Raw genomic sequence first — 15899 nt, 5'->3', positions numbered from 1 at the left:
GTACACCTCCCGCCCCGTCGCGTACAACCAGCACGCGACGGCGCGTCACCACTGGTCACGCTACGCCACCGCCGGGAGCGTTGAGGCCATGAACAGTGAGACCGCTGCCTCCGACCCCCTCCCCCGGCCCACCAACCCCACAGGCCACTTCACGATGCGCTTCAGCTCCACCCCGCGCGGCGCGCGGCTCGCCCGGCGCCTTGCCGGGCAGCGGCTCGACGCGTGGGGCATCCCCTACGACTGCGAAACGCACCACGCGCTGACGCTGATCGTCGCCGAGCTCGCCGCCAACGCCGTCCGGCACGGCCTGGTCCCCGGCCGCGACTTCCGCCTCGCGGTGGCCTGCGACGCCATGACCGTACGGATCGAGGTCACCGACACCCGCACCGAAGGCGTGCCGGTCGTAGCGACGCCCACGGACCTCCGCGACACCGGCCGCGGCCTGCTCCTGGTGGAGCACCTCGCCGACCGCTGGGACTGGCACCCGCGCCGGGACGGCCCCGGCAAGACGGTCTGGGCGGAGTACGTCCTGCCGCCGGCGGCAGGCCGACCGGCCGCCGCGCCCTCCTGCCGGTCGTCCACCGCCGCGCCCTTGCCCAGGTAGCACCGCGAGCCCTGGACGGCGGATCGACGCAGCGGTCACTTGATACCTCCGAGGATGCCCCGGCCTTCAGGCCGGGGAGGAATCGGACTCCTGCGGAGCAGGGCAGGGAAAGCCGGATCGCCGTCAGGACGATTCGGTGTCGGCCTCGGCGGCGTGGCGCTCGACCTCCAGGCGGTAGACGATCTCGGAGTTGAGGGACCTGCGGGCGGACTTGGCCTGAGCTGCCAGCCACTCGTGCAGGTCCGCGGGCAAACGGAGGGTGATGCGCCTCTCTTCATCCATGACCCTAGACTAGTGTCTTTCTGGCAGCTAACCATGGGTAAAATGACACCATGAAGACACGACAGAAGGCTTCGGAGAAGGCCGGGCACGCCCGGTACACCTACCGGCTCCGCGTGTCGTCGACCGCCCACACCGCCCTGCTCGCCGAGTGGGACCGCTGCCGCTGGATCTGGAACGAGTGCGTAGCCAAGTCCCGCGTCTTACACGCACACAACCGCGCACACCCGGACAACAACCTGACGTGCGGCCCGGCGCAGCTCGACAAGATGCTGACCGAGGCCCGCGCCGAACTGCCTTGGCTCCGCGAAGGCGCGAGCGTCCCGCAGCAGCAGATCATCCGGGACTTCGCCAAGTCCCGCTCCAAGGCCCTGAAGGACATCGAGAAACGGCTGCCGGTGAAGCAGCGCGCGGGCATGCCGCGCCACAAGAAGAAGCGCGAGGCTAACCCCAGCCTGAACTACACCACCCGGGGGTTTCGCCTGAAGGACGGCCGCCTCCACCTCGCGGGCGGCGTCGTGCTGACCGTGGTGTGGTCCCGCGGGCTGCCCGCCGAGCCCTCCTCGGTGCGCGTGTACCGGGACAGCACCGGCCACTGGTACGCATCGTTCGTCGTCGCCACCGAGACGCAGCCGCTCCCCGAGACGGGCGCCGTCCTCGGCGTGGACTGGGGCGTCATGGAGACCGCCACCACCACCTCCGACACCCACGACCTTCCGCATGCCCAGCGCGGAAAGGCTGCGGCACAGAAGCTGGCCCAATATCAGCGGATGATGGCTCGCCGTAAGCCCGCTCGCGGGCAGGCCGCGTCCAAGGGCTACCGCGAGGCGCAGCAGCAGGCCGCGAAGCTGCACAAGAAGGTTGCGCGGCAGCGGCAGGACACCGCCCGCAAGTGGGCCAAGCGCGTCGTGCGCGACCACGACGCCATCGCTGTCGAGGATTTCCGGCCGAAGTTCCTCGCCAAAACCACCATGGCCCGCAAAGCAGCCGACGCGGCGATCGGCGCCACCAAGCAGGCCCTGATCGAGATGGGCCGCAAGCACGGGCGGGACATCCGCCTCGTGCACCCCGCACACACCACCATGGACTGCGCGTCGTGCGGAGCGAGAACCAAGCACGCACTTCCTCTGTCGGAACGTACCTACACCTGCACCGCGTGCGGAGTCGTATCCCCCAGGGACAAGAACTCCGCGCGCGTGATGCTGGTCCGGGCTGGTCTCATCCCGGCTGGTGTTGAGGGCGTAAGACCCTCGGGGGCGCTGTTCCCGAAGGCAGCCTGAGCCAGGAATCCCCTCTCTGAAGGGAGGGGAGGATGTCAAACTTGCCCCCCGACAGTGACTGCTCATCACGCACACCGGGGGCAAGGTGCCGCAGGAGGCGATCTCCGACCGTTACGAACTCCTGGAGGAGCTCAGCCACGGCGGCATGGGCGACGTGTGGCGCGGCTACGACGCCGTGCTCGACCGGCCCGTCGCCGTGAAGCTCATCCGGCAGGCGTCGGTCACCTCCCCGCAGCTGGCAGAGAAATTCGCCAAGCGGTTCCGCCGCGAGGCCCGCATCACCGCGCGCATCCAGCACCCCGGCGTGCCGCAGGTGTACGACGCGGTGCTCGACGCGTCGTACGAGCGGCTGTTCCTGGTGATGGAGCTCGTCGACGGCGTACCGCTGTCCGCCTACCTCGACCCCGATCGGCCGCTGCCGGTCAGCTGGGCGGCCGCCGTCGCCGCGCAGGTGGCGACCGTGCTGTCGTACGCGCACGACGTGCCGGTGATCCACCGGGACCTCAAGCCGGGCAACATCCTCGTCGCCCGCGACGGCACTGTGAAGGTCCTCGACTTCGGCATCGCGGCGATTCTGCGCACCGACGTCACCAAGCTGACCGCCACCGGCAGCCCCATCGGCACCCACCAGTACATGTCGCCCGAGCAGGTCCGCGGCGGACGCATCACCCCGCGGACCGATCTGTACGCGCTGGGCTGTGTGCTGCACGAACTCCTCAGCGGGCGCCTCGCGTTCGAGGCGGAGAGCGAGTACCTGCTGATGTACCAGCACGTGAACGCCGCCCCCACCCCGCTGCGACGGCTGCGGCCCGACGTCCCCGAGGCGCTGGAGGAGCTGGTCCTGCACCTGCTGCGCAAGGCGCCCGAGGCGCGGCCCGCAGACACGCAGGAGGTGTACGCGCGGCTGCTGCCGTTCCTCCCGCCGCCAGGCCGGGAGCCCGGCACGGCCGATGCCGGGCCGGCCGGCGCGCCCGACCCCACGGGCGTGTTCCGTCACCCCTTCGCGCCCCGCGCCCGCGCCCAGGCCCCGGAGCCCGGTGGTTCGACATTGACAGCCGTCCTCCCGGGGGCCCAGCCGGTGCCCGTCCCCGCCCGGCTGCGCGAGGCCATCAAGGAGGCGTACGCCCACTCCGACGCCCTGCTGGAGGAGGAGCGGTTCGCGCAGGCCGCCGAGGTGCTCGGCGAGGTCATCGAACCCGCGGCCCTCGCCCTCGGCTCCGAGAGCAAGCAGGTCCTGGCGCTGCGCCGCCAGAGAGCGGCGATCCGTCTCCTCGGCGGCGACTACCGGGCCGCCCTGCCCGAGTTCGACGCCCTCGCCGACGCGTACGCCCGTATCGCCGGACCCACCGGCGAGCAGGCCCGCGCCTGCCGCGCCCAGGCGGCCCGGTGCCGCGCCGAACTCGGCCAGGTCACCGACGCGCTCGCCGCGCTCCAGGGCGTGCTGAACGTCGTGCGGGCCGTCGACAGCGACGTGAGCGAGGAAGCCGTGGAGCTACGGCACAACATCGGGATGCTGCTGCTCGCCCAGGGGCGGGCCGCCGAAGCCCGGCAGGTCCTCGAACCGCTCCACCAGGACATGTGCATGGTGTTCGGCCCCGACGACGAGATGACCGCCGAGATCGCCGAGGCACTCGCCGTGATCCGCCTCGGCCTCGACGGTTCAGCTTCCTGACCGCTTCCTCCAGGAGCGGCATCGGGAGAACCCCTGCTGCTCGCGACGCGTTCGAAGCCGCGCCGCCTCGGTGACCACAACTCCTGAGCCGGGCTTACCGGGTGAGCGACAGCCTGCAGGCGCATGAGCCCTGCGGGCTGCTGTCCCTGACTCCTTACAGATCCCACTCGTCGGCCAGCAGCCCCACGAGCCGCTGCTGCCGCTTCTGCAGCAGTTCCGGCGCCCACTCCTGGTGCTGCAACACCTGGCTGGTCAGGGCGAACGTGGAGACGCCGTGCCTGCCGGTGAAGTACTTGGCCTTCTTCTCGGTGAAGTCGTAGTTCTGGGCAACGGTCCGAATCACCACGGCCGGACCGAGTCAGGCCGAGTGCAACCTGACCGTCAGTCTGGAATCAGCCGCCGCTCTTGCGCCGGAACGATCGCTGACTCGCAGCCGGGCCGTGAGCGCCGTGGACCTTCGACGTTGTGTTCGCGGCGCCTGCGGCGACGTCCGTCTGCGTGCCGCGCTTGCGCGCCAGAGCCTCCCGGAACTTGCGCTTCAGGTCGTACTGGCCGTCATCGCCGGGCGCCAGGGAAGGGCTCTCGGCATCGGCCGGCTCCGAACCCTCGTGCGGTTGAGACTCGGCAGTCATGGTGACCTCCTGTATTCGGATGGTGGAAGACACAGCTTGTCACGCCCAGCACAGCGAGGGACGGTCTCCGTGGTGCGGGCATGTGCGCGGTGCAGGTCAGGGCATCCACAGCAGGAGGACACTGACCGTATGTCCCCGCCCCAAGGGCATCGGTGCCCCGTTGACGGTCTTTTTTCGCGATTTCCGGTCGGACCATCGACAATGACACGAACCGCCTTGCCTCGGGAGATCTCCCCGACAGCAAGGTTGTGGCGGCGCTCTACGACAGGCTCGGCCGCGGAGATGTTCCCGGTCTGCTGGGGAACCTTGACGAGGGCATCGAGTGGATTGTGCCGGCAGGGGCGATGGAACGGGTGAGGTTGGCGACGGCGGCCTTGAGGGACGAGACGGGATCCGATGCTGGCGACAATGGTGTTCGGGATCCTGACTGAGAAGGAGCCGACGTGCTGGTCACAGAGTTCTCTACGAGCCACTTGCCTGCGGCGGAACGATTCGACCACTGGTGCGGTCTGACGGCCGACACGCTGATCCCCAATACACTGGGCAGTGATCACGCCTCGGATTTCGAGGCGGAGCTGAGGCTGCTGGACCTCGGCTTGGTGCAGATCTCCGCGCTGAGGTATCCGCCGCTGGAGACGCACCGACCCGCGAAGCTGATCCGGCGGTCCGATCCCGAGGTCTGCCAACTCATGCTGACCCTGCGCGGAGGCCACCGGCTCATCCAGGCAGGCCTCGACACGACAACCTCTGCGGGCGAGCTGCTGCTCTACGACACCTCGCGGCCCTGGCACGGCTGGGCAACAGCGGCGACCGGCAGCGTGGAGGGCATCATGGTGCAGTTTCCCCGGGAACTCCTCCCGTTGCCGCAGGGCAAGATCCGCTCCCTGACCGCCGTCCGGTTGTCCGGCCGCGAGGGCATGGGCGCGCTGCTGGCCGGTTTCCTCAGGCAGATGGCCGCCGATGCAGCCTCGTACACCGTGGCGGACACCTCACGGTTGGCGACCATCACCCTCGACCTGCTGGCCGCCGTGTGCGCTCACCATCTCGACACGGAACGACATCTGCCGCCCGAGACCCATCACCACGTCCTGCTTTTGCGCATCCGAGCGTTCATCGAACAGCACCTCGGCAAGCCCGGCCTCACCCCGGCTATGGTCGCCGCCGCCCACAACATCTCCACCCGTCACCTGCACCGCCTCTTCCAGACCCAGGGTCTGACTGTCGCCGGCTTGATACGCCAACGCCGGCTGGAGAACTGCCGCCGAGAGCTGACCGACCCCCACCACAACCACCGCACGATCCAGGCCATCGCCGCTGGCTGGGGTTTTGCTGACAAGGCCCATTTCAGCCGCCTATTCCTCGCCACCTTCGGCATGGCTCCCAGCCATTACCGGCACCTGCACAAGGCGAGTGGGACGGCGGCCATCGTCAACCGCAGGGCGCTGACGGACAACGACATCTCTTGAGGTTCCCGACATGCTCGCTGAGTCAGGATCACCACGGCATGCGAAGCGGGGCAGGCGTCTCGCAGCCGTGGACAGCAGCATGGCCCGGGGTGGTTCGCGCGCTCGAAATCTGTGCGAGGACCTGTGGCGACAAGGGCCGGGATCAAGATCGGAACAGCACGCAAGCACGCTGCGGTGGCCCGGAAGCCCGCGACCCTGGGCCACCGCACCGCCGCTGCACCCTGTGACGGTGTTCCCTGCACCGACAACTCTGATGCCGTCGAGAAATTGAGTCAGCCCGGAGGAGCACCCCCAATGCCTGTGACCCAGGGGGTGGTCGCCAGGCCGACCATCGCCTGACCTTCGACGCCGCATCAGTGGCACGACAAATGACCGTGTTCCAAGGAGAAATGACCCAATGTCAACAGACCCGGCTCGGCCGCGAGTGGCCGCCGCCGCGCAGGAACGGGGGCTGGGCCGCGAGATCGCAGCCCGGGAGGTCCCGGGGCGCCCCGTCTCCATGGCGCGGGGGCTGATCCTCACGGGTCTGGCTGCCCTGCCCCTGAGTGGATTGCTGATGTGGGTCGTTGGGACGACCGGCCTGACGTTCCTCATCATCGTCCCGCTGGCCGTGCTGGCCTACGGCCTCGTCGCGCCGGTGATGGGCGTGAGGACGCTGATCCGGCAGCCGCAGAGCTGGTACGTCTTCGATGGCGGCTTGGTGAGATACAAGGGGGACAAGTTGCTGGTACTGCCCTGGGGGGACATTGCCGCGCTCACGAGGCGGCGGGTGGGCCGGGAGGTCAAGCTTCTCGATGTGAAGGCCGACAACCTCAAGGGCTACCACGTCAGGACCCGCACCGGCGACAAGGCCGTGATAGATGCCTACGACCACGTGGAGGAGCAGGCCCGGTTCTGCGCCGCGCTGGAACAGACCGCGCAGCTGGCCCGGATCACGATCACGGGCTGACGGGCCGCGGGCCGCGTCGACTGGGCGCCGGGCCGGAGCCGCGCGGGCCGCTCTTCTCGTTTCGGGCTCCTATGTGAGGACCGATTGCCGGGAGTGTGGTGGTCCGCTTGCCGATGAGGAGGGGTGGTCCGGTTCCTCCTCGCGGCGGGCGCGATCGGCATGTTCGTCACGGAGAATGCTTCCATCTCCGGTGCCGAGGCCGGCTGCCAGGGCGAGGTCGGCTCCGCCCGCTCCATGGGCGCCGGCGGCCTCGCCGAGGTCCTGGGCGGCTCCCCCGAACAGGTCGAGAACGCCGCCGAGCTCGGCATGGAACACAACCTCGGCCTCACCTGCGACCCGGCCGGCGGCCTCGTCCAGATTCCCTGTGGCGAGCGCAATGGCATGGCCCCGGTCAAGGCGGTCACGGCCGCTCGGATGGCCCGGCACGGCGACGGCCCCCACCGTGGCTCCCTCGAAGGTCATCAAGACCTGAAGGAGACGGGCGCCGATACGAAGGTCACGTACACGACGGCCCGCGGCGGACACGTGGTCCGTCATTCAGTGCTGTGCGGACAGGCCCCTGACCCGCTCCGGGAGGTTCCCGGGGGCGGTGCACGCAAATGCCTTGGAGGTACGAAGATGAAAGCACGGACGATCGCGGGGAGTGTGCTGACGGCGGGGTCCTTGCTCCTCGTCAGCGCCTGCGGAGGAGGTTCGGACGGTGGCTCGGGAGGCTCTGCGGGCGGGGATGGCACGGGGAAGAGCCACAGCCCGGCCGCGTCGACGGCGTCCCCCTCGGTTTCGGCGTCGCCCGCTCGCCCGATGGCGAAGATGCCGGCGGGCACCGAGCTGGCGCTGGCTCACAAGGGCCGGCTGACGGTCTGCAGGGGGCCGGCCCAGGCGCCCTTCCTTGAGACCACCGACACCTCGCAGAGCGTCGGCGGCAGCGAGATCGGCCGTATCAAGGGCTTCGACGTCGAGATGCTCTCGCGGATCGGTGACCGGATCAGCATCCCGCCCGAGTTCGACAGCACCTTCCCGATCGACCAGGTGCTCGACGGGACCGTGCTGAACAGGAAGGTGTGTGACGTGGTCGGCGGCATCTCGCCGGACTCGCCGTCGGCGTTTCCTCAGATGTCGTTCAGTGTCCCCTACTTCACGAAGAAGACGGCGATCCTCGTCAAGGGCGACAAGCGCTACACCTCGCTCGACCAGCTGGCCGGCAAGCAGGTCGGCACGACGACCTCGTCCGGACTTCCGGACGATCTGGACACCTACAACACCAAGCACAGCAAGAAGATCGTGGTGAAGCGCATCGAGTTCCCCGAGGCAGTGGTCAGCATGCTGCTCGCCGGGCAGGTCGACGCGGTCGTCATCGGCAACGGGGTGGCGAAGAACGCCGTGGCGGAGCACAAGGACCAGGACCTGCACGTCACCGCCGAGTTCGGCAAGGCGTACCAGGCCCGGTTCGCGGTGCGGAAGGGCAATACGGCGCTGTTGCGGCAGATCAACGCGGCGCTGGCTGACGCAGGCCGCAACGGCCAGTATGCGAAGTCGTACCGGCTCTGGTTCGGTGAGGAACCACCATCGGTCCCGACCGCAGGCTGAGCCGCCGACCGGGGCAGCAGGCTGAACCGCCGACCGGGGCAGCAGGCTGAGGCCGCTGCCCGGCGCGGCGCGCGGCAGGCCCGCGACGAATGCGGTACTCGCAGCCGCCCGCGTACGCGCCGCCTGCTCCCCTGCCCCCGCGGCCGAGCTCGAGGTGCAGTTGCGCGCCTTCCGGCACACCAACGCCGACCGTGAACGCCTCATCAGCCGGGCCCTGGCCGGCGGCATCCCCGTCCACCGCATCGCCGAACTGACCGGGCTGGATTCCACAGAGATCGCCGAGGGTGGCCGGTCCCTGACGGTGGTGGTACCGCTCGTGACAGCGGTGCCGTTCCTGTCGGGCGGTCCCGTGGCCTCCGGTGGCGCGGCACCCGCCCGTGGGACGGCCCACCGGTTACGGGGGGCGACCGCCGCGGTCTACCGCCGTGGTCCGAGGTGCGGAAACCGGGGTACAAGGCTCTGCTCGCTGGTGAGCAGACTCCACCTCCGCCGAGCAGCTGGTGCGCTCCGGAAACAGCTTCTGCGAGCCGGCGGGGGAGCTGCTATGAATGGAAAGGCGGGCCGCCGCGGCGGCCCGACCGCAGCCAGAGCGAAGGGACGCGCCATGGCCAAGCCACCGTCCTATGCCCTGTTCGTCGTCTCCGCAGCCTCCTACTGGACACTCAAGGACGGCACAAGGCACCCGACGGGCTTCTGGGCCGAGGAGCTGGTCGTACCGCACCGGATCCTCAGTGATGCGGGCTACGACATCACCATCTCGACGCCGGGCGGCGTTCCGCCGACGGTGGACCGGGCAAGCCTGATGCTGGAATTCAACGACGGCGACAAGGACAAGGTCGACGCCCTGACCGACTACCTCGCCTCGATCGGCGCTCCCCTTGAGAGCCCTGCCCGTCTGGAGGACGTGGCGGCGGACGAGAGCATCTACGACGTGATCTTCTATCCCGGCGGCCACGGCCCCATGGAGGACTTGGCCGTCAACGAGACGTCCGGGGACCTGCTGACGCGTCGACTGGATTCGGGGCGCCTGCTCGCGCTGCTGTGCCACGCGCCCGCTGCGCTGCTCCCCGCCAAGCGTCCCAACGGCGACTGGCCGTTCCGGGGCTATCTGATGACCGCGTTCACCAATGCTGAGGAGGAGGCTGTGGGCCTGGCCTCCAAGGCGAAGTGGCTGCTCCAGGACCGCCTGGTGGAGAAGGGTGCGGATTTCGACGAAGGGGCGCCCTGGCTTGGTCACGTCGTCGACGATCGCAACCTGCACACCGGACAGAACCCGGCCTCCTCCGAACTCCTCGCCAAGAAACTGGTCCGGGTGCTGGAGCAGAGCCGCTGACGTCCGCGCAAGGCCACCGTCCGCGTGAGAGGACGGTTCGTACGGTGATGTCCGTTTCCGGGTGAGGGTTGTGTCAGGGGTGCTGGTCGTGGCGGTGACTATTGATTCCTGGTGAAGCTGGCGGCGGCCGTGTCCGGCGCCGTGCCGCCGGATCACCCCGAGCCCGGCGCTTCCCGGGACTCGGGTGAGCGGGCGGTGGATGGTGCGCGGCTCGGCCGGGCGGCCGACGCGTGGGGGCGGAGCAGCGATCGCAACATCACCGCGCCCGTCACCACCGCCGTCATGTGCAGGGCCGCCGCGACCGCGAGGTTTTCCGGCAAGAGCGCGTCGGACGGGTTCGCGAGCGCTACGTACAGCGTGAACGGCAGCTTCCAGCCGCTCCAGGCGAACAGGGATCCCGAACCAAGCCAGCCGACCGACAGCGCGGCCCAGCGGGGAACTCGTGCGGGGCGGCCACGGGCAATCGCCCAGGTGGCTGCCGACGCCAGCAGCGCCCACGTGCCGAAGACTCCCTCCAGCAGCCGCCAACTGGTCCCCCGCTCGGCCGGGCGGGCAACACCCGCCGTGCCACCGGCAGCCCAGTAGAGCCATACCACGCCGATCGCGGCGCCGACGAAGGGCGCCCATGAGGAGACCCGGGAGGAGCCACCGCCGCTGTCCCCCACCTGCCCGGCGAACGCGCTCGGCCATCGTCGCCGTAGATACGCGGGCAGTGCGACTGCGAGCCCCAGCCCCATGCCGACGAACCCGACCTGGACCAACGCGGCTTCCCAGCCGGGCATCGACGGGTCGTTGTCACTGCCACGTGCCCCATCGTCGTCTGCTGGTCCCAGCAGTGAGCTGAGCATGGCGTACGGCAGGAGCGGCACGAGGAACCCCGTACCCACCCAGGCGCAGAAAGCCAGCGGTGCACCCGGTATGCGCATCCCCCACGGCCGCACCAGTGCCAGCGCCACAGCGATCCCGACCACCGCCATACCGATCGTCGCGGTGTTGAGAACCACCCACCCCGTCTCACTGAAACCAGCGCCGACCGGCAGCAGCCCCAGGACCGACCCGACCACCCACGACACCTTGATCAGCAGGTACGGCGTCAGGGCCAGAGCCGCCCCGTACGCCGCGATCCGACCGGCCCGGTCCCATAACTCCACGTCAGCCCCCATCTCGACTCAGGGGACCAGAATCACGCAAACGAGGCTCGCCAGCATCAGCCGCCCGGTGTATCCGCCTCAGCCATATGGCTGATCGGACTTACCCGGGCGGCCGGGTCGGCTCAGCCGGTGGCCTTGGCGATGATGCCGTCGATCTCCTGTCGGTCGAAGGCCCGCATGGTCGTGGAGCGGACGTTGCCCAGGCCGCAGAGCTGGAGGAGCGCGGCGGTGGCCGTCTCGTCGTCGGGGCCCTCCAGGACGACCACGAGGTCGTACGGGCCGACGGTCCAGTAGATGTTCAGCAGCTTGCATCCGAGCTTCTGCAGTGCGGCGGTGAAGCCCTCGTAGCGCTTGGGGGTGTCCTTGTAGGCCCGGACTCCCTGATCTGTCCAGTTCAGCAGCGTGATGAACGTCGGCATGGTGGTTGACCTCCATGAGGAGACACATCGCGTGGTCAAGTCTGTGCGTCAGGGTGGGAATGTGCTCCTCGGTGCCCGCCAGACGGGTGACAGGCACGGTGGATGCGCGACGGAGTGGAGGCGCCCGTTACGGAGAGGAGCTGGAGGCACAGGTCAGGGCCCTTGTCGAACGGCTCACCGCAGCCGATCCTCGCGTGACGGCACGTGTCTGCGGAGGTTCGCGGGAGTACGCCGAGCAGTTGGGCTACGCATGGCCGCAGAGGCCGAGGAGGCGCGGGAGATGGGAGAGGCGAGTGAGCTAGGCGGGGCTCCGTCCCGCCCCTCCCGGGCCCGGGCCTTGTGCTCTACGCGCGGGTATCGGCATCCCATAGGTCGGTCCGGTGAGCGCTGACGAGGGCGCTGATGCGGGTCAGGGCCTCGGTGGCGGGCAGGGCGGCCAGGCGCCGTCCGTCACGCAGCCGCAGGGCGACCTGGTCGTCACCGACCTCCTTGGGGCCGATCACCGCCTGGTACGGCACGAGCCGGGCGGCCCGGATGCGGGCGCCCAGGGTGCCGTGCTCCGGGCCGGCGATCCGTGCGCGCAGCCCTTGGGCGACGCATCGGTCCACGAAGGCGGCGGCGTGATCCATCTCGGCGTCGGAAACCGGCAGGGCCACCAGCTGGGTGGGGGCCAGCCAGGCGGGGAAGGCGCCGGCGTGGGACTCGATGAGGTGGGCGACGGCTCGTTCCACGCTGCCGATGATGCTGCGGTGGACCATGACCGGCCGGTGTTTCGCTCCGTCGGGCCCGATGTAGTGCAGGTCGAACCGCTCGGGCTGGTGGAAGTCGACCTGGACGGTGGACAGGGTGGCTTCCCGGCCGGCGCCGTCGGCGATCTGGACGTCGATCTTGGGCCCGTAGAACGCGGCCTCTCCCTCGGCGGACTCGTAGGACAGCCCGGAGCGGTCGAGGACATCGGTCAGCAGGGCGGTGGACCGCCGCCACAACTCAGGGGCCGCCACGTACTTTCCGCCGGGGCCCGGGAGGGAGAGACGGTAGCGGGCCGGACGGATGCCGAGCGCCTCATAGGCCCGGCGGATCATCTCCAGGGCGGCCTGTACCTCGTCGGCGACCTGGTCCAGGGTGCAGAAGATGTGCGCGTCGTTGAGCTGGATCGCCCGGACGCGGGTCAGCCCGCCGAGTACGCCCGACAGTTCGGAGCGGTACATGCCGCCCAACTCAGCCATGCGGAGGGGGAGTTCACGGTAGCTGTGGGAGCGGGAACGGTAGATCACCGCGTGGTGAGGGCACAGACTCGGCCGCAGTACGACCTGCTCGCCGCCCAGGTCCATCGGGGGGAACATGTCGTCGCTGTAGTGGGCCCAGTGGCCCGAGACCTCGTACAGCTCACGCTTGCCGAGCACCGGCGAGTACACATGCCGGTAGCCCGCCCGCCGCTCGGCGTCGCGGATGTACTCCTCCAGGGCGTGCCGTACGGCCGCACCGTCGGGCAGCCAGTACGGCAGTCCAGCGCCCATCAGCGGGTCGGTGTCGAACAGGTCCAGGTCGCGGCCGAGCTTGCGGTGATCGTGCATGGGGTCCTGCACTGGGTCGTGCATGGGGTCCTGCATGGCGGTCTCCTCATGGACGTCGGACGAGTGACCGCACGGCGAAGCCCCGGGGCACTCGCCCCGGGGCTTCGGATCAAGACATCTGTCAGCGCGCCGGGACACTCTCCGGCGTCGTCGTCACAGCAGCGCGCTTCATGTCGGCGACCGTAGCAGTGGCGCCGATTCCCGCACCATCGGTTTCTTCGTCTGGCGCCTGCGTCGAGTCCCCCTTGTCCGGGGCACCGGGGACTCTGTCCGGGACTGTCCGGGACAGGCATCGACCATGGCTTGCGACCGCACCCCCCTGCCACCGTCACTGCCGAGGTACTCCATCACCACCACGAGGGGGACACCATGGCAAGACGGCTACGCGCCTTGGTCGTCGCGGCGATGTGCATCGCCGCGATGGCAGGTTTCGGCGTGACGGGGGCGGCCGCTGACCCCGGGCAGACACCGCCGCCGCGCAACAACAGCTCCGACGAGACGGTCTATCTCGTCAAAGGGTTCAACTCGATTCCCCTGAGCGATGGGGTGAGCTGCCAGGACCGCTGGGGTCGCTTCACGCAGGCGATGCAGAGCTGGGGCTGGAAGGGCACGTTCGTCAAAGTCGGCTTCTACACGGGCGATGACTGCGACATCAACCTGGCCCGGACCGACGGCACCCGCGACCTCCCCCTGGAGGAGCTGGGCCGCCGGCTGGCCTGGAACATCTACCTGAATTACTCCCGCTACGGGAAGAGCGTCGACCTGGTCGGTCACTCCATGGGCGGGCTGATCGTGCGGGCCGCCGTGCACGGGGTCACCCACCGTCCCAGCGGGGACTGGCCGCCGTTCATCTACGTCGAGGACGCGGTGACGCTCGGCGCCCCGCACTACGGGGTGTCCGCCCGTTGCCGCCCGGACCAGGCCCGTACGCGGCAGTGTCTGCAGATGAACCCCGGCTCGTCCTTCCTGAACTGGCTGCACTCCGCACGGGTCCCGCAGTCCGCCCAGCGGACCGACTGGACGTTCATCGGGACCAACGCCGACGACACGGTGTCACGCGACAGCGCCACGCCGAGGACCGATGGCGCGCAGCATCTGGTGCGCTACGCCAAGTCGGAGGGCATCGGTCACAGCCAGCTGCGCGAACTCGCCCACGGTACGAAGAAGCTGTACTACTCGAACAACGGGCGTCGTTGGGTTACCTCGCAGTTCGGGGCAGCTCCGGTGCGCGCGGCCAGCAATGCCCTGTACTGGCAGTCCAGGTGGTGATTCCGCCTACGGCGGGGTGAGGGTCCCGAGCCGGCAGTGCTCGGGGCCCTCGGCCCAGCAAGGCGCTTACCCCCAGGTCAGCGGGTCGAGGTGCGGAGAGAACCGCTCTCGGTCACGGTCGAGGAGCATGCCGTACCGGTGGCGAACGTCTCGTCCGCTGAGTGGGACTGTTGGTCGTCGGTCCACGTCTCCCTGGCCGTGGCGAGAAGCAGGGCGATGTCGGCGGGGGGTCGGCCCGGCCGACGCGGCCCGGGTCGATGAAGCCCGCCACCGTCTTCGGCCGACGGGCGGGCGAGGCGGCTGCTCCGTTCGGAACATCCCGGTGACGGTGCTGCGCGAAAACCTTCAGCGTGCGGTCGATGGGTCGGCGGCCGGCAGGTCGGCTTCGGCGAGGGCGCTCCAGGACGTCCCTATGGTGTCCATCAGCCAAGTCTCACGTCAGTGGTGACCGCGCCGGGGCGTTTGAAGACCTGCCGCCCATGCCAGAGGACGAATGCGGCGTCGACGACGGGCTGTCCGGGGCGGGGCGTCGCCACCGGCTCCCCGTGGAGCGCGTAGACGGCCTTGCCCGCCGCGCTCCGGGTCACGTACAGCGGGGAGACCTGTATGCGGAGGCCGGGCAGGAGCCCCAGCACCCCGAGGTCGAAGAGGGTGTGGTGAAGGGAACACAGGGCCAGCCCGTTGTGCACCTCGTCCGGGCCGTCCTGGCTGTGCCACCGTACGTGGGCCGCCTCGAGCCCCACGGGATGGCGGCCGAGGGCTCCGTCGAAGCCGCAGAAAGCGCAAACGTACGCGTAGGCCTGCAGCACCTCCTCGGCGAACCCCGTGCGTCGCCTACGGCGCTTCCGCCCGGCCGGGATGAGGTCCGGCTCGTCCATCGCCGCCAGGTCGAGGCCGACGGCTTCGCAGATGGGTGTTTCCAGCGCTGGGGTGAAGTGCTGTTCCAGCAGCAGACGGACGGCCGCGGCAAGCGTGCCGGGGGCGGCCAACAGCGTCTCGGCCTCGGGGCGCAGACGGCCGTGGGCGCCCCGAGCCCGCAGCAGGCTGCCCCGCTCCGGGGTGTCCCGGCCGACGTCGCTCCCGTCCCGGCCCCGCAGGTCCCACAGTCCGCGCTCCAGATGGACGAACGGCATCGCCGCCCGCTCCCGGGCCCGCGACCGGCTGGTCACGATGGGCCCGAAGTCATTGATCAGACGGCTGACCGGCTCCTCCGCCTCGTCATACGTGACCGCGGTGGTCCCCGACGCGGCGAACCGCCCCAGCAGCCAGAGCACCAGCAACGGCTTGTGCGGAGCACGGCGATTGCCGATCTGCGCGCGCCGCAACCCGGCCAGCGCGCTCATCAGTTCGTCGTAGGTCACATGCCTACTCTGGCAGTGAGGCGACCCCGCACACGATGCGCGGCGAGATGCGTACCGCGCAGGGGTATCACACACCGCCGATGCCGTGGGGGATGAACGCCGGTGAGCTGGACAAGGTGCGTACGGCCCACCCGGCCATCGCCGAGGTGGGGCGAGGGGCTGCGCCGCGCGGGCGGGGGCTGTACTACGGGGCGCTGGCGCCGCTGCTGCGGCGCCTGCCCGTGGTGCGGAGTGTGCGGCCGACGATGACCGCGATCGCCCGCTTCGCCTGATCTCGACTGATCCATGAGTCAGTCGTCCGTGCGTCATCCTGGGTGAATTTC

Annotated in this window: 16 protein-coding genes and 3 pseudogenes; 11 read left to right on the top strand and 8 right to left on the bottom strand. The window is 69.6% G+C overall.

Annotation, left to right across the window (positions count from 1 at the left end):
- The first annotated feature begins 88 nt into the window (after positions 1–88).
- Positions 89–604 (top strand): ATP-binding protein, encoded by a 516-nt coding sequence (locus tag ABZU99_RS15230; RefSeq protein ID WP_356043238.1) that lies wholly within the window; start codon positions 89–91, stop codon positions 602–604.
- A gap of 123 nt (positions 605–727) precedes the next feature.
- On the opposite strand, the gene ABZU99_RS15225 is transcribed toward ABZU99_RS15230, so the two are convergent.
- Positions 728–886 carry an Arc family DNA-binding protein gene (locus tag ABZU99_RS15225; RefSeq protein WP_356043235.1) on the bottom strand — a complete coding sequence of 53 codons (159 nt, stop codon included), beginning with the start codon at positions 884–886 and terminating at the stop codon, positions 728–730.
- 50 nt (positions 887–936) lie between these two features.
- On the opposite strand from ABZU99_RS15225, the gene ABZU99_RS15220 reads away from it, so the two are divergent.
- Positions 937–2163, top strand: a complete 1227-nt coding sequence (locus ABZU99_RS15220) for a transposase (RefSeq protein ID WP_356043232.1) — start codon at positions 937–939, stop codon at positions 2161–2163.
- Between the two features lie 85 nt (positions 2164–2248).
- Positions 2249–3835, top strand: a complete 1587-nt coding sequence (locus ABZU99_RS15215) for a protein kinase (RefSeq protein WP_356043230.1) — start codon at positions 2249–2251, stop codon at positions 3833–3835.
- Positions 3836–3989: 154 nt separating this feature from the next.
- Here the strand turns inward: ABZU99_RS15215 and ABZU99_RS15210 are convergent, their stop codons facing one another.
- Both ABZU99_RS15210 and ABZU99_RS15205 read right to left on the bottom strand, forming a co-directional pair.
- Entirely contained in the window at positions 3990–4181 is a 192-nt protein-coding gene (locus ABZU99_RS15210; protein ID WP_356043227.1) for a DUF1524 domain-containing protein, read from the bottom strand.
- 46 nt (positions 4182–4227) lie between these two features.
- Complete coding sequence (locus tag ABZU99_RS15205) at positions 4228–4467, bottom strand: DUF5302 domain-containing protein (RefSeq protein ID WP_014059838.1); 240 nt, start codon at positions 4465–4467, stop codon at positions 4228–4230.
- A gap of 443 nt (positions 4468–4910) precedes the next feature.
- Here ABZU99_RS15205 and ABZU99_RS15200 point away from each other — a divergent pair, with 443 nt between their 5' ends.
- From ABZU99_RS15200 to ABZU99_RS15175, 6 genes and pseudogenes are all read left to right on the top strand, one after another.
- Entirely contained in the window at positions 4911–5933 is a 1023-nt protein-coding gene (locus ABZU99_RS15200; protein WP_356043224.1) for a helix-turn-helix domain-containing protein, read from the top strand.
- 397 nt (positions 5934–6330) lie between these two features.
- On the top strand, positions 6331–6882 hold the full coding sequence (locus tag ABZU99_RS15195; protein ID WP_356043222.1) for a hypothetical protein: 552 nt from the start codon (positions 6331–6333) through the stop codon (positions 6880–6882).
- 120 nt (positions 6883–7002) lie between these two features.
- Positions 7003–7404: pseudogene (locus ABZU99_RS15190) on the top strand (L-serine ammonia-lyase, iron-sulfur-dependent, subunit alpha); the annotation flags it as partial.
- Between the two features lie 96 nt (positions 7405–7500).
- Positions 7501–8469, top strand: coding sequence for a transporter substrate-binding domain-containing protein (locus ABZU99_RS15185; RefSeq protein WP_356043373.1), 969 nt, complete (start codon positions 7501–7503; stop codon positions 8467–8469).
- 46 nt (positions 8470–8515) lie between these two features.
- Positions 8516–8740: pseudogene (locus ABZU99_RS15180) on the top strand (DUF6003 family protein); the annotation flags it as partial.
- Between the two features lie 333 nt (positions 8741–9073).
- Positions 9074–9802, top strand: coding sequence for a type 1 glutamine amidotransferase domain-containing protein (locus tag ABZU99_RS15175; protein WP_356043219.1), 729 nt, complete (start codon positions 9074–9076; stop codon positions 9800–9802).
- Positions 9803–9954: 152 nt separating this feature from the next.
- On the opposite strand, the gene ABZU99_RS15170 is transcribed toward ABZU99_RS15175, so the two are convergent.
- The 3 genes from ABZU99_RS15170 to thrS form a co-directional block, all read right to left on the bottom strand.
- On the bottom strand, positions 9955–10965 hold the full coding sequence (locus tag ABZU99_RS15170; RefSeq protein WP_356043216.1) for a hypothetical protein: 1011 nt from the start codon (positions 10963–10965) through the stop codon (positions 9955–9957).
- Between the two features lie 110 nt (positions 10966–11075).
- Positions 11076–11372, bottom strand: a complete 297-nt coding sequence (locus tag ABZU99_RS15165; protein ID WP_356043214.1) for a GYD domain-containing protein — start codon at positions 11370–11372, stop codon at positions 11076–11078.
- A gap of 344 nt (positions 11373–11716) precedes the next feature.
- Positions 11717–12946 (bottom strand): threonine--tRNA ligase, encoded by a 1230-nt coding sequence (thrS, locus tag ABZU99_RS15160; protein WP_356043370.1) that lies wholly within the window; start codon positions 12944–12946, stop codon positions 11717–11719.
- 369 nt (positions 12947–13315) lie between these two features.
- On the opposite strand from thrS, the gene ABZU99_RS15155 reads away from it, so the two are divergent.
- On the top strand, positions 13316–14215 hold the full coding sequence (locus ABZU99_RS15155; RefSeq protein WP_356043211.1) for a hypothetical protein: 900 nt from the start codon (positions 13316–13318) through the stop codon (positions 14213–14215).
- A 66-nt stretch (positions 14216–14281) separates the two neighbouring features.
- Here the strand turns inward: ABZU99_RS15155 and ABZU99_RS15150 are convergent.
- Positions 14282–14495: pseudogene (locus ABZU99_RS15150) on the bottom strand (APH(3'') family aminoglycoside O-phosphotransferase); the annotation flags it as partial.
- A 142-nt stretch (positions 14496–14637) separates the two neighbouring features.
- The gene (locus ABZU99_RS15145) at positions 14638–15576 is read right to left on the bottom strand and encodes a phosphorothioated DNA-binding restriction endonuclease (protein ID WP_356043208.1); all 939 of its coding nucleotides are present in this window, start codon (positions 15574–15576) and stop codon (positions 14638–14640) included.
- Positions 15577–15611: 35 nt separating this feature from the next.
- Here ABZU99_RS15145 and ABZU99_RS15140 point away from each other — a divergent pair, with 35 nt between their 5' ends.
- Positions 15612–15848, top strand: a complete 237-nt coding sequence (locus ABZU99_RS15140) for a hypothetical protein (protein WP_356227841.1) — start codon at positions 15612–15614, stop codon at positions 15846–15848.
- Positions 15849–15899: the final 51 nt, after the last annotated feature.

The organism is Streptomyces sp. NPDC005266 (assembly GCF_040607655.1).
Taxonomy (GTDB): Bacteria; Actinomycetota; Actinomycetes; order Streptomycetales; family Streptomycetaceae; genus Streptomyces.
Note: the sequence above shows the minus strand (reverse complement) of the source record. Positions and strands in the feature narration are given on the sequence as shown.